Below are 13,921 nucleotides of genomic sequence, written 5' to 3' on the forward strand. Positions count from 1 at the left end.
CAATCGGATAGATTGGGCCTTTTTTTTTACGGCTGATTGCGCATAATCCACTCTGCATGAGCATTTGTAGAAGGTGGCGGATCAGTTGGTGTTTTATTTTGGTTTGTCTCTTTTTTTGTTTGTTCGTTAGAGTTAGAACTTGAATTTGAATCAGGATTTGAGTTGTTTTTTGTAGTTGGATTTTTTGCTTTTTCTCCTAATTCTTTTTCAATTTCGTTACGCACCGTTTCTACACTGATTGGATCTGGAAGGAAGTAATAAATACCGCCTATCTTTTTGTCTTCGCCTTCAAGCTTTAACGTTTGCATTGTAGAAGGATCAAATCCAGAAAGTTTATTGTAAAGAGCAAGTCCGTCTGAAATAGGAATGTCGGTTTTTATATATTTTCCAACGACAGCTGTTAAATCTTTAATTTTAAATACAGTAGAGGTGGAGTTTAGTTTATGAGCAACAGCGGCCAGTAATTGTCTTTGTCTAGCAGCTCGACCATAATCGCCATTTGGATCTTGCTTTCGCATACGGACGTAAGCAAGTGCTTCTTCACCGTTTAAGTTTTGCTGTCCTTGCTTAAATTGAATTTTTTTGTAGTAATCCACGTCAGAGCGCTCCCAGAAATCGAAGGGTACGTCAACGGTAACGCCGCCAACAGCATCAACGATACCTTTAAAGCCTTGGAAATCAATTTTCAGATAATGGTCTACAGGAACTTTTAGAAAGCCTTCGACAGTTTTGATTGCCATTTCTTCTCCGCCGTAAGCATGGGCAGCATTAATTTTGTCTTCCTTATTTTTGCCAACAATTTTAACTCGAGAATCACGAGGAATACTCATAAGTGAAATCTTTTGCGTTTTTGGACTGACTGTTGCAAACATTAATGAGTCTGTACGACCATTTTGACCATCTGTCGCATAATCTTCTATACCCATAATGAGAATTGTAAAAGGTTCTTTTGTAATTTCTACATCTTTGTTTCTTAAATCTGATTTTTCACGAGTAAAACCACTATACATCCCCATAAGAGAAGAGTAAGAATTTAACACATAAACTCCTATGCTGCCAAATAAAAATGCGAAAATAAGGAAGAAGAAAAGTTTCCTTCTTCGCTTCTTTTTTATTCTGCTATTTTGGAGATGATAATAACGTTCTTCCATATATAATCTCCTTAGTTCGTTAGTTCATTTGTAGGGAAGTAATTCACTACATTAATCTTTGAAGGTGATAAATGGGTTATGCTTAGATAACATCTTGTTCTAAGTACAACATATCTCCTTCTGTAATTGTACATTTCCCGTTTGTTAATTCAATCATCCAATCTGCAAATGCTTGTTTGCCGTCTTCTTCTACATACGTATCAAATGTGACATTTTCTAGATAATGAATATCTTTAATGGCATATTTTGAATTGCGTAATTCATTTTCCACTTTGCCAAGTAATGTGTAATCAATCTCGGTTTGCATCACACGCATTAGTTTTCGCTGGACAACACCGACATGATTAATGCCTTCGCTTGTACACTTTCCATATGCACGAATTAATCCACCTGCACCAAGTTTAATGCCACCAAAATAGCGTGTTACGACAACAACGGTATCTTTTAGTCCACGTTTTTTAAGTACTTCCAGCATTGGTACGCCAGCTGTACCGCTAGGCTCGCCGTCATCATTTGCTTTTTGAATATGATCTTGTTCGCCAATTAAATAAGCGGAACAATTATGTGTTGCATTCCAATGTTGTTTTTTTATTTTTTGTATAAATTCTTGAGCCTCTTCCTCAGTCGTTGCTCGGCTAATATAACAAATAAATCTTGATTTTTGAATGACGATTTCGTGTTCGCCGTAGTCTTTGATTGTTAAATATTGTAATAGCACTTGTGTACGCCCCTATCTATCAAAATGACTAGTACTTTCCATTTTAAAAGCGAGCCTTTTTATATTCAAACATTTTTTCTAAATATGCTGAAGTTTTTGGTGAGTATTTTATCTTTTTGTTGTAATTTGTCGAGATGGTAGGTATAATTTCAACCGGCATTTTCATGTATGGATGCACCATTTGTAGTTTTCGTGTAAAATTAGGAAATAAAACTTTTTATAAGGCAGGTACGAAAATGAAAATAGCTATTGTTACTGATAGTACGGCATATATACCGAAGCAAATTCGTGATGAACTCAATATATATATGATTCCATTAAACGTTGTGTTTGGAACAGAATCTTATCAAGAAGAAGCTGAAATTTCAGCAGATGATTTTTATGTGAAAGTACGTGAACAAGAGGAACTTCCAAAAACTTCTCAACCAGCAATCGGAAAGTTTGTTGAGCTATATGAAGAACTAGCTAAAGATTATGATGCAGTTATTAGTATTCACCTATCAAGTGGAATTAGTGGTACATATCAAACATCAACGACAGCTGGACAGATGGTAGAGGGTATTGATGTATACACGTATGACTCTGAAATTAGTTGTGAAGTACAAGGATTTTATGTGCGTGAAGGTGCAAAGTTAGCAAGTGAAGGAAAGAACCCAAAAGAGATTATCGCTCGTTTTGATAAAATGAAGAAAACGATGGACGCCTATTTTGTAGTTGATGATTTACATCATTTACAACGTGGTGGTCGATTGAATAGCGCGCAAGCTTTCATCGGCAGTCTGTTACAAGTGAAGCCAGTTTTATATTTTAGAGATAAAATCATTATTCCGTTTGAAAAGATTCGTACACGTAAAAAAGCATTAAAACGTATCATTGAAATTTTTGATGAACAAGCAAGTAAAGGTGTACCTATGGAAGCAGTTATCATTCATGCACAACGTGAAGAAGAAGCGAATGAATGGAAGAAAGAATTAGAAGCAAAATATCCTCACGTCACAATTCGTACAGGTTATTTTGGAGCTGTAATTGGTACGCACTTAGGTGAAGGCGCATTAGGTCTTGGATGGTATACGAAGTAATAAAGATATAAAAAGCTCTCTTTTTAAGAGGGTTTTTTTACGGGTATGTTACGTTTAGTTGACAAGTTAATATTTGGAAATGGTAAAATGTACGTAAAATAAAATAATGAGGAAAGTTTTATAACTTACTTTTTACAAGAAACTATATTATAATAGAAGAGAGGTGAAACATATGGAGCATAATTCTTGTTTATGTCCAAAGTTTGAGTCAGCTTTTACTCTGCTTAGTAAGAAGTGGACTGGCTTAATTATTAAATCTTTGCTTGAAGAGTCGAAACGTTTTAGAGAAATCGCAGATATTATCCCAAATATGAGCGATCGTATGTTGTCAGAGCGTTTGAAGGAATTGGAAAGCGAGGGCATTGTAGTTCGTAATGTCTATCCAGAAGTACCAGTTCGAATCGAGTATGGCTTAACTGACAAGGGAAAAGCGTTAGAAAGTGTTATGGATGAGGTCCAAAACTGGGCTGAGAAATGGATGAAGTAGCATTTCATTTGTATTCGTATATTTAATAAAACGTAAGGGATTCCTTACGTTTTTTCTTTTTTTACAGAAGTGAGAAAAGTATATAAATTTCTACACATATATACAAAAATATACGAATTTTGCGCTAGAGATACATATAATATTACATTTGTTTTACAAAAACGTAACATTAGCAAAAAAAATCCCGAATTATGGTATAAATTTTATAGGTTATATACGGAAAAAGAAAAAGAAAGCGGTGTAAAAAATAAAATGAAAAAGCTAAAAATGACATCTTGCGCATTAGTTGCAGGGTTAATGTTTTCTGGGCTAACACCAAATGTATTTGCAGAAGATAAAATTTCTGACGTGAAATCACAAATTAATACACAAAATGACACTTTACATAAACAACAACAAGAACGTGATGAATTACAAAAACAAATGAATGACTTAAACAAAACAATTCAAGGTTTAGATAAATCTGTTCAAGAGAATGCTGCAAAGCTTGATGAAACAACGAAAAAAGTTTCTGATACTGAGCAATTAATTGAAAAGAAAAATAAAGATATTGCAGAATTACAAACAAAGATTGCAAAACGTGAAGAGCTATTAAGAAAGCGTTTAGTTGCACTTCAAGAACAACCAAATACGAACGTTGTAACAGAAGTTCTTGTAAACTCTAAAAACGTTGCAGATTTAGTTGATCGTTTAACTTCTGTTTCTAAAATTCTTGAGTCTGATGAAGATATCATGAAAACACAACAAGAAGATCAAGCTAGTGTGAAAAAAGATGTTGCAACGGTAAAAGAGAAACAAAAAGAATTAAAAGAAGCACAAGCTCAAATTGAAACTGCTAAGAAAGAACTTGACGCTGAAAAAGAGAAAAAAGCAGCAGCGGTAAACGATTTAAGCGGTAAAATGGATACAGTTGTAACTTCAATGACAAGTACGGAAGGTCAATTGAAAGAGCTTGAGAAACAAGCATTACAATTACAACGCATTGCAGAAGAAGAAGCACAAGCAAAAGCTGCACAAGAAGCTGCTGCTCAAAAACAAGCAGAGCAAGCTGCTAAAGCTGCACAAGCTCAGCCAGCACAAGCACCTGCAGAGCAAGCTGCACCAGCAAACAATGGTGGACAAGCTCAAAAAGAAGAGCCTAAAAAAGAAGAACCTAAAAAGGAAGAGCCTAAAAAAGAGGCACCTAAAGCAGAAAAGAAAACACCAGAGCAAAACTCAGCACCAACTCCACCGGATACTGGCGTAATTGGTAAAGCTAAGCAATATTTAGGTAAGCCATATGTTTGGGGAAGTGCATCTCCATCAAACGGTGGTTTTGACTGTAGTGGATTCATTTCTTACATTTTTGGTGTAGGTCGTCAAGACGTTGCAGGTTACTGGAACTCAGTTTCTAAAGTAGGTAGCCCACAACCAGGAGACTTAGTATTCTTCCAAGGTACTTATAAAGCAGGTCCATCTCACATCGGTATTTACGTTGGTAATGGTCAAATGATTCATGCTAGTGATAAAGGAATTGCGTACGGTGATATCAATAGCTCATATAACCAAAAACATTTCTTAGGTTACGGTCGATTCTAGGATTTATAAAAGAATAAAAAACGTGTATAAAGTCGATAGCTTACTATTTTATAAGTAGGTTATCGGCTTTTTTGAGTTTTTACGAGATGATGAGAAAGGTTTATAGTAGTGCTGGAGGTGATTGTTGATGGTAGCGGGGAAACAGTTGCTATTAGAAGAACTTTCTTCAGATTTACAGAGGAAATTAAACGATTTGAAAAAGAAGGGAGAGATTGTATGTGTACAAGGTGTAAAAAAGAAGAATTCTAAATATATGTGCCAACGCTGTGGAAATGTAGATCGGCGGCTATTTGCGTCGTTTTTATGTAAAAGGTGCAGTAAAGTGTGCACATATTGCCGGAAGTGTATAACGATGGGGAGAGTAAGTGAATGTGCTGTACTTGTTCGCGGGATTGCTGAAAGAAAGAGAGAAAAGAATTCAAATTTGTTACAGTGGAACGGGACGTTGTCTACTGGCCAGAATTTGGCGGCGCAAGGAGTTATAGAGGCTATTAAGCAAAAAGAATCATTTTTTATTTGGGCTGTATGCGGGGCTGGGAAAACAGAGATGTTGTTTTACGGTATTAACGAAGCGCTTCAAAAAGGAGAAAGAGTTTGTATCGCAACGCCAAGAACGGATGTTGTTTTGGAATTAGCACCGAGATTACAAGAAGTATTTCCATATATAAAGGTAGCGGCTTTATATGGAGGGAGTGTAGATAAAGAAAAAGATGCAGTACTAGTCGTTGCGACCACGCATCAATTATTACGTTATTATAGGGCATTTCATGTCATGGTTGTAGATGAGATAGATGCTTTTCCATATTGTGCAGATCAAATGTTACAGTACGCGGTAAAACAAGCGATGAAAGAAAAAGCGGCGCGTATTTATTTAACTGCGACTCCAGATGAAACGTGGAAGCGAAAATTTAGAAAAGGTGAACAAAAAGGTGTTATTGTTTCTGGACGATATCACCGTCATCCGTTGCCAGTTCCTCTATTTTGCTGGTGCGGAAATTGGAAGAAAAGCCTCAACCGTGAAAGAATTCCTCGAGTTTTACTACGATGGTTAAAGATGCACTTAAACAAAAAGTATCCTGTTTTTTTATTCGTTCCCCATGTACGATATATAGAAGAAATAAGCTCGTTATTGAAATCATTGCATAATAAAGTTGAAGGGGTACATGCAGAAGATCCGATGAGAAAAGAGAAAGTCGCAGCGTTCAGAAAGGGAGAAATCCCATTATTAGTTACAACGACAATTTTAGAGCGAGGCGTAACGGTGAAAAATTTGCAAGTTGCAGTTTTAGGGGCGGAAGAAGAAATATTTTCAGAAAGTGCGCTCGTACAAATTGCGGGCCGAGCAGGGCGGAGCTTTGAAGCACCGTATGGAGAGGTCATTTATTTTCACTATGGCAAGACAGAGGCGATGGTGCGCGCGAAAAAACATATTCAAGGTATGAATAAAAATGCGAAAGAACAAGGATTGATCGATTAATGCATTGTTTACTTTGTGATGAGTGTTTTGTAGAAAAGGTTAGTTGGTACACTTTTTTTGTAAAGTGTCATAGAAAATATATATGTGATAGATGTGAGCAGAAACTTTCCTATATTATAGGAGAAATTTGCATGGAGTGCGGGCGACTTTTAGAATTTGTTCCTGCCTCATTTCAAGAAGACGGTATTTGTATAGATTGTATAAGGTGGATGAAAGAGGAGAAGTATCGTTCTTTTAAAAACCGTTCGTTATATATGTATGATGATGAGATGAAAGAAATAGTAGCGCAGTTTAAGTTTCGGGGGGATGCAGAGTTAGTGCACATTTTTTATCGTCCTTTTCGAAGTTTATTTCAAAAGTGTTTTGCCAATGTTTCAACTGTTATCGCTGTTCCGCTTAGTAAGGAAAGGGAAGTTGAACGTGGTTTTAATCAAGCTGAGTTATTAGCAACTTGTTTGCCTGTCAAAATTTCTTATCCATCATTAAGAAGAAGGGAAACAGAAAAGCAAAGTAAGAAGACACGTAAAGAAAGGGTGTCAGGAAGCAATCCTTTTTATTTTCAGGGAGAAGAGATGTTTTCTGGGCAACATATTTTACTCGTTGATGACGTGTATACGACAGGGATTACGGTCAGGCAAATCGGAAGTTTGTTATATGAAAGAGGGGCAAGGGAAGTATCTAGTTTGACACTTTGTAGAAGTTAATATGGCAGTGTCGAAAGGGATAAGAAAAAGGCGATAAGTCTTCTTTGACTTCATATGTTGTCATTCGTTATAGTCAAAATATGGGGCGAATACCCTGATTTTTAGAGTGAAGGGAATGGAATGAACATGCAAGGAAGAGTGAAATGGTTCAATGCAGAAAAGGGATTTGGGTTTATTGAGCGTGAAGATGGTGACGATGTATTTGTCCATTTTTCTGCTATTCAACAAGATGGGTATAAGTCATTGGAAGAAGGGCAACAAGTAGAGTTTGACATTGTAGATGGAGCACGTGGACCACAAGCAGCTAATGTTGTGAAACTGTAGGGTATGTTGTTTTGGGAAGAGAAAGCTGCGTTTGTGGCAACGTTATATATATGTAGTAGAACCTCTTGTTTTTCGCAAGGGGTTTTTGTTATAGGGTAAGTTGTCAAAAAGTTGTTTCTTTTCTGTAACGAATTGTCCACAGAAATATTCGTTATTCACGATGTTAATAGGATAAAATAAAAATAGAAACGATGCATCTTTTCATTTCAACAAAAAACGATAAAAAAATCGCAATTCCACTAATTTTTTTAAAAAAGTTAGAAGGAGTTTTTAAGCCAATGTCGAAATTATAGTACATAGGCTTGAAAGGAGGAATTCATCTATGAAATTCAACATTCGTGGTGAAAATATTGAAGTAACTCCAGCATTAAAGGAATATGTAGAGAAAAAACTAAGTAAGTTAGAGCGTTATTTTGATACATTTCCAGAGATTAAAGTTAATTTAAAAGTATACTCTGACAAGCAACGTGTCGAGGTAACAATTCCATTTACTGATTTATTACTTCGTGCAGAAGAAACTAATAGCGATATGTACGCTGCTATCGATTTAGTAGTTGATAAAATTGAGCGACAAATTCGTAAACATAAAACAAAAGTAAATCGTAAGTTACGTGAGAAAGGTTCTATAAAAACGAACTTTATCCTTCCAGAAGCAGTAGCTGTTTTGGATGAGGTAGAAGAAGATGAATTAGAACTTGTACGTACAAAACGATTCGATTTAAAACCGATGGACGTTGAAGAGGCAATCCTACAAATGGATATGCTAGGACATAATTTCTTCGTCTTCACAAATGCTGATACAAACGAAACTAATGTTGTATATGGCCGTAAAGATGGGAAATACGGTTTAATCGAAACTAAATAATAATTCGAAAGCGTAGCCGAAATGGCTGCGCTTTTTTTGTATTTTTCGTAGCAAGGTTAAAAAAGTTTTATAAGTAGCCGATTTCATTAAGAAGTGATTTTTAGGCAGTGTTTCCTCAAAACAGCAGGAGAAAATTCGAAACTTAGAGAGGTGAGTTACTCTTTATTATTTGGAACAAGCATAGGAATGTAGCTACCTTTACAAGTAATTCTTTGCTAGGGATATAGTATTGTTTTTAAAAATTTAACGAAATGTTCGCAAGTGTAAAAGTAATATTAAATATTCTGAAATCCATTGAAGGTGTGTTGAGGTGTTGTTACCATAATATTGTATTATATTGATTTTGTTCATTCAGTGGAAAAATAAAATCAATATAATGCTACAAATTATCGGAGGTGCTTTTAGTGAGCATTAAGAAAAAAAGTCGTTTTATGTTTGGATCTGTTTTATCGTTAGGTATTTTAGCTAGTACTTTCGCTTTAACCGAACCGGCTAAGGCTAGTACAAGGGATGACCATGTGAATTTTACCTTTAGACTTTGGAGTCCATATGATTATACTAATGCACGTCCTAAAGAGACGCCTACCTCTATGTATATGCGTGTGAAGAGCAGTGAGAAGGGCGGAGGTTCTTTCAATGTTTGGACAGAAGCAGATAAAAATAAAAATGCAGAAGATAGAAAATGGGTAAATGTTCAGGTAAGCATGAAGGAACAGTGATACCAGGTAGAACATATCTTTTTCAAAATTATGCATATGAAAACCATGGGAAAAATGTGCCTGTGAGATTTGGTGGTTATTCTAGAGAAAATAATGCTTATCCTACTGCTTGGAGTCCTGATAGTGTAAGACCTAGTGGACCTTACACTGAATATTGATTTAGAAATTATAAATTGAAATTATTTATTTTATAGTGCTAGAAAAAGTCGTATAGTTTCAAATCCGGATTATACGACTTTTCCTGCTATTTCATTTTTAAAATAGGAGGAGCTGTAATGAGGTTTCTTTCAAAATATATTTTAGTTTGTTTTTTTATATTGAGTATTAGTTTCTTAGTTTCTTGTCAAAAGAAAGTAGATGAACCTATTGTACATGTTGAAGATACTTTAACGGAAAAAGAAAATTTGAAAAGTATTGAATTACAAGGAATTAACAAAAATACTATTTTTGAACAAGTGTTTTTGAAAAGTGAAAATGGTGATGATTTCTTTCAAGGACAAATAGAAAAAAATGATAGTTTAATAGAGGATAAGCTTTCAAATAAAAAATTAAAATTAGGAGTTATACCAGAAAATTATTATGTTTTTTTGACGGGTGTTACGAATAAGAAAAAACCAACGTATCTCTTGGGACGGATTGAACAAACTGATGGAGAAGTAATTCAGTGGAAACAAGAAGTTAAGAGTGTAAAAAGAAAAGGCACAAATGATGTTTATCAGTATGAAGTTGAGTTTCCTAAATTTGAAGGAGAGAGAGCAAATGTTTCTTTTCGTTACATTTGGTTAAATAAAGAAAAGAAATGTTATGGTGTTGCGGATCAATTGTTCATATTAAAAAAGATTTAAATTTAATGGTTTATGGAGGAGCTATAGATGAGTTACTTTTTAGGAAGGATTTTAAAAGGTAAGATGTTTTGGTTGTCTTTATTTATTATGTTAGTAATTGTTATTGCTCAATATATTGCTATGTTTGTGACAACTAAAGGATTTAACGATGCTGGGATTATAAAGGTATCCCCATATTTATCTAATATTTTATATTTTAATAGATTATCGTTTTATAGTGAGTTTTATTTACTTATATTTCCTATGCTTTCCGCAATGGCTGTAGCAGGGATTTATAGAATTGATAAAAATTATGGATTTATTTATCCTGTTATTTCTAAGATGGGAACATGTTATTATTTTAAGCTACTTTATTTTATTAATTTTATTGTATCTTTTTTTATTATAAGTGTCCCTTTACTATTTAATTTTTATTTATATGTGATGACTTATCCAACAGTTGCTCCGCATCCAATATTAAATTATATGGCTTCTACTGTTTCGCCAACAGCTCAATTTCATATAGTTTATTATAAGTACCCTACTTTATATTTTCTAATGTATGTATTTTTAAATGGTTTATACGGTGCGGTTTTTTCGAGTTTAGCTTTATCAGTTTCGTTTTTTATAAAACGAGTTTATTTTGTTTATTTAGTTCCATTTATTTTACATATTTTTTGGCTTGGTATTGGAAAAGGGATTCTCAATCCTAAAGATTATTTAATTAAAGATTTTGGCTTTTTTGAATTACAAATTTTTCTTAGTGTACTGTTATGTATTTGGTTTTGTTCTGTAGTTCTTTATTTACGGGGGAGTAGGAAGCATGTTCTTTTATAATGTTATGAAAGAAACTATAAGGATGAAATATGTTTGGTTAAGTATTCTCTTTTTACTTAATGTCAGTATCATTGGTTGTTTGTTCAATTATTTTGAAACCGGAATTATAAAAGAGAAAATGAACGAATTGGAAGTTTTGTATAAGGTTATGTCGTTTTATAATTTATCGACTATATTTATTCCTTTAACTATCGTTTTTTCTGTATATTCTATGTCGAATTTTTTTAGTATTTATGTTGTTTACAGAGTGAATAATACATTGAAATTAGTTTCCATATATTATTTGAAGCTATTCGTTTTTGTTTACTTTTTTGCTGGGAGTATGATTTTACAGTTGTTTTTGATGTCAAATATGATGGCTGTAACTAGTGTTGATGTAAATTATCCATTATTATTTTGCATTCAATTATTTGCGAGTGTTTTTATATGTATGATAAGTGCTTTATTGCAATTATTTTTATCTAGTTTACTTGTAATAATATGTATGATTACTGCTGTTTTATTAGATAGATTTATATTACATGGATTTTTATTTACAAATGCTTTTTATATAAATGTCTTTGAAGATGCTACTGGTTTATTTATACGCTTATTTGGCTGTCTTTTTATCTTTTTTATAAGTGTATGGATTTTATCTAAAAAAAGTTATATTTCTATGAATGATGAGACAGAGGTGATCTAGTTTACATTATGATCTTATATTATTTGTTAAAAAGAGATTTACATGTAAGGTTTCGAGATTCCATCAAGATAATGGCTTTTTTATTCTTAATTTACGCTATTATTGCAATTGCTTTTTTATACAATCAGCCTCTTAGTAATGGTAAAGAATCTGTATTAGTAGATGTTACCTTTTATCGATTTTTTCATGGAGTAGACTTTGTTGATTTATCTTATTTTTATAAGGAGGGGCGATTTTCTATCCCTTTTTATTGGATATTCTTTCAAATCACTCCTTTGTTGCTTGTAGGGAATTTTGCTTTTTCAGATATTCAACAGAATGGTGTTTATTTATTTCCTCGTGTTAAGAAGAAGCATTTTCTGTGGTTAACGAAAATATTATCTTTGTTTTTTTATATAATTATTATTTGGATTGGTATGTATTTTATTTGGTTTAGCGCTTACTATTTGCTTTCTTTAGGCGAGTATAATTTTTTAAATTTATATAGTCAATTTCCTTATAAGATATTAGGTACTATGCTAATTCAAATAATTATAAGTTTTTTATTAGCTTTGATTTTTGAGTTTTTAACTTTTTATATACCGATAACTATTGTTTTTGTACTAATGTTGTTGTACCTATTTTTGTCTATTTTCTTTCATAGTATTTATTTTTTAGGCTCTTTTGTTATGCCAAATCGTTGGTATTTTGTTGATCACAGTTCAATTCAATTGACTTTAGGTAATAATCAATCTATTCAATATAATGATTTACTTTTAATAGGAGTAGTAATTGTTGTTGTAATGATTTTATTAGGTAGTTTTTGTTTTAAAAAACTAGATGTGATAGGTGAATAATTTATGGACAATTATATTAAATGTGAATGTATGAGGAAAAGATTAAAAGGAAATATTGTGTTAGATAATATTAGTTTGTCAGTAAAAAAAGGCGAATTTTTAGTTTTGAAGGGGCATAATGGCTCTGGTAAAACGATGATTTTACGCGCTATCTCAGGGTTAATGCGTTTGAATTCTGGAGTTGTTTATATAGATAATAAAATAATTGGAAAACAAAAGCAATTTCCTGATTCTATGGGAATATTGATTGAATATCCAAGTTTTATTCCAGGGTATACTGGTTTTCAGAACTTGAAATTTTTATCATCGATTAACAATAAAATCTCCGATGAGGAGATTTATAATATTATTCAAAGGGTTGGACTTGATAAAACAGATAAGAGAAAGTATAAAAGATACTCTTTAGGTATGAAACAACGTTTAGGGATAGCGCAAGCTTTAATGGAACAACCAAAATTACTGTTATTAGACGAGCCAACTAATGCTTTAGATAGTGATGGGATAAAAGATGTTTTAGATATTTTGAAAGTAGAAAAAGCCAAGGGAACGACTATTGTTGTAGCCAGTCATGATGTGCATGTTCTAGATAATGAAATGGTAGATCGTATTGTACATGTTAATAATGGAAAGTTGGTAGATTAAGAGTGACGAGAAAACATATCTTAATAAGTATTGGATTGTGTCTGTTGCTATGTATATTTGCTAGTTTATTAAGATTTAAAACATTAAATCTTAATAATGAATCTTATAAAGTGGTAAAAGATGAGTTTTTATCTAATAGAACTTTTGAAGATGGGCAAGGAGTTACGTTTCATGCACTTAATCCTCTTGATCCTACAAAAGTTTATGATCCCTATGAAGACCGTGAAGTAGTGACGTATGTTTTACCTTTAGATATTACAAATACAACAAATCGAGATATTAACTTGCTTAGTAATAAGTCTATTTCCGATACAATGTTTTATTCTAAAATAGGTGAGTTTTATAATTTAATCCCTTATTCAATGGAATTACCTAAAAAATATCAGTTTGATCCTGTAATACCTGCTGGTAAAACAGTACGAGGGTATATAGGGACAAATTATTTTATAGGAGATGACCCTTATAAAAATTATAAAAACTTTTCAAATGAATCAACTAAAGTGAAATTCATTTCGTGTATAAAGGATAAGGAAGGGAAATATCATGAATTAGAAATACCGATAAATTAATAAAATTTATGATTGATACAGCTATATTTTAATGTTGTTTGTAGATCTTGCAACATAACAATATCTTTTAAAGTCGGAGTTTTTTTGTAGGTGTAAGTATCTATGGATGCTACACCTGCGAAGTTTCCGGCTTTTTGTAATTGTCGATTTAGATTTTATTAAGGAATTTCTGGTAGTCCTATTTTTTAAAAGGAAACTTGAAAGAATATGACTTAGATTTAATACGAATTTTGTAACGTGAAATTGAAATAGCGAGACAGAGAAAAGGAACGTAACAAATGAAATAAAAACTTTTTCTGAATATGAGGCCCGACATCTTGCCGATTGTTGTCATAGTTATAAGACAAGTGTTACAATTATCATTAGGTATATACATTTTAGTTTTTTTAATTAGGAGAAAAATTGGCATAACATACATTTGATTTTTAT

14 protein-coding genes and 3 pseudogenes are annotated in these 13,921 nt (G+C 32.9%); 14 read left to right on the top strand and 3 right to left on the bottom strand.

The window, feature by feature from the left end; translation table 11 throughout:
• Positions 1-26: 26 nt before the first annotated feature.
• Both ACTFP3_RS19375 and ACTFP3_RS19380 read right to left on the bottom strand, forming a co-directional pair.
• A complete protein-coding gene (locus ACTFP3_RS19375) occupies positions 27-1,151 on the bottom strand; it encodes an LCP family protein (protein WP_086385579.1) in 1,125 nt (374 codons plus the stop codon).
• Positions 1,152-1,233: 82 nt separating this feature from the next.
• Positions 1,234-1,869: a YigZ family protein gene (locus ACTFP3_RS19380; protein WP_086385578.1), complete on the bottom strand. Its 636-nt coding sequence runs from the start codon at positions 1,867-1,869 to the stop codon at positions 1,234-1,236.
• A 236-nt stretch (positions 1,870-2,105) separates the two neighbouring features.
• Between ACTFP3_RS19380 and ACTFP3_RS19385 the strand changes: the two genes are divergently transcribed.
• The 14 genes and pseudogenes from ACTFP3_RS19385 (at position 2,106) to ACTFP3_RS19450 (ending at position 13,492) form a co-directional block, all read left to right on the top strand.
• Positions 2,106-2,948 carry a DegV family protein gene (locus ACTFP3_RS19385; protein WP_098900072.1) on the top strand — a complete coding sequence of 281 codons (843 nt, stop codon included), beginning with the start codon at positions 2,106-2,108 and terminating at the stop codon, positions 2,946-2,948.
• Between the two features lie 172 nt (positions 2,949-3,120).
• On the top strand, positions 3,121-3,435 hold the full coding sequence (locus tag ACTFP3_RS19390; RefSeq protein WP_000400857.1) for a winged helix-turn-helix transcriptional regulator: 315 nt from the start codon (positions 3,121-3,123) through the stop codon (positions 3,433-3,435).
• Positions 3,436-3,583: 148 nt separating this feature from the next.
• Positions 3,584-5,013 (top strand): annotated as a pseudogene (locus ACTFP3_RS19395) (C40 family peptidase).
• 127 nt (positions 5,014-5,140) lie between these two features.
• Positions 5,141-6,490, top strand: coding sequence for an ATP-dependent helicase ComFA (comFA, locus tag ACTFP3_RS19400; RefSeq protein ID WP_326035783.1), 1,350 nt, complete (start codon positions 5,141-5,143; stop codon positions 6,488-6,490).
• Positions 6,490-7,194 (top strand): ComF family protein, encoded by a 705-nt coding sequence (locus ACTFP3_RS19405; RefSeq protein WP_326035784.1) that lies wholly within the window; start codon positions 6,490-6,492, stop codon positions 7,192-7,194. Before comFA ends, ACTFP3_RS19405 begins: the two co-directional genes overlap by 1 nt.
• A 126-nt stretch (positions 7,195-7,320) precedes the next feature.
• The gene (gene cspC, locus ACTFP3_RS19410; RefSeq protein ID WP_001990088.1) at positions 7,321-7,518 is read left to right on the top strand and encodes a cold shock protein CspC; all 198 of its coding nucleotides are present in this window, start codon (positions 7,321-7,323) and stop codon (positions 7,516-7,518) included.
• A gap of 322 nt (positions 7,519-7,840) precedes the next feature.
• Positions 7,841-8,383, top strand: a complete 543-nt coding sequence (gene hpf / locus ACTFP3_RS19415; protein WP_000671185.1) for a ribosome hibernation-promoting factor, HPF/YfiA family — start codon at positions 7,841-7,843, stop codon at positions 8,381-8,383.
• 404 nt (positions 8,384-8,787) lie between these two features.
• Positions 8,788-9,260: pseudogene (locus ACTFP3_RS19420) on the top strand (hypothetical protein).
• Positions 9,261-9,377: 117 nt separating this feature from the next.
• Entirely contained in the window at positions 9,378-9,947 is a 570-nt protein-coding gene (locus ACTFP3_RS19425; protein WP_326035785.1) for a hypothetical protein, read from the top strand.
• Between the two features lie 27 nt (positions 9,948-9,974).
• Positions 9,975-10,763: a hypothetical protein gene (locus ACTFP3_RS19430; RefSeq protein WP_326035786.1), complete on the top strand. Its 789-nt coding sequence runs from the start codon at positions 9,975-9,977 to the stop codon at positions 10,761-10,763.
• Positions 10,750-11,445: a hypothetical protein gene (locus ACTFP3_RS19435; RefSeq protein ID WP_440011013.1), complete on the top strand. Its 696-nt coding sequence runs from the start codon at positions 10,750-10,752 to the stop codon at positions 11,443-11,445. The genes ACTFP3_RS19430 and ACTFP3_RS19435 overlap by 14 nt, the downstream gene beginning before the upstream one ends.
• A gap of 71 nt (positions 11,446-11,516) precedes the next feature.
• Positions 11,517-12,281 (top strand): hypothetical protein, encoded by a 765-nt coding sequence (locus tag ACTFP3_RS19440; RefSeq protein ID WP_270705809.1) that lies wholly within the window; start codon positions 11,517-11,519, stop codon positions 12,279-12,281.
• A 3-nt stretch (positions 12,282-12,284) separates the two neighbouring features.
• Complete coding sequence (locus tag ACTFP3_RS19445; protein WP_326035788.1) at positions 12,285-12,923, top strand: ATP-binding cassette domain-containing protein; 639 nt, start codon at positions 12,285-12,287, stop codon at positions 12,921-12,923.
• Between the two features lie 41 nt (positions 12,924-12,964).
• Positions 12,965-13,492: a hypothetical protein gene (locus tag ACTFP3_RS19450; RefSeq protein WP_033671094.1), complete on the top strand. Its 528-nt coding sequence runs from the start codon at positions 12,965-12,967 to the stop codon at positions 13,490-13,492.
• On the opposite strand, the pseudogene ACTFP3_RS19455 reads toward ACTFP3_RS19450, so the two are convergent.
• Positions 13,489-13,638, bottom strand: a pseudogene (locus tag ACTFP3_RS19455) (tyrosine-type recombinase/integrase); the annotation flags it as partial. The gene ACTFP3_RS19450 and the pseudogene ACTFP3_RS19455 sit on opposite strands and share 4 nt — an antisense overlap.
• Between the last annotated feature and the right edge of the window lie 283 nt (positions 13,639-13,921).

Origin of the sequence: Bacillus cereus group sp. MYBK5-2 (genome assembly GCF_051915685.1) — a bacterium.
In the GTDB taxonomy this organism is placed as follows: Bacteria; Bacillota; Bacilli; order Bacillales; family Bacillaceae_G; genus Bacillus_A; species Bacillus_A cereus.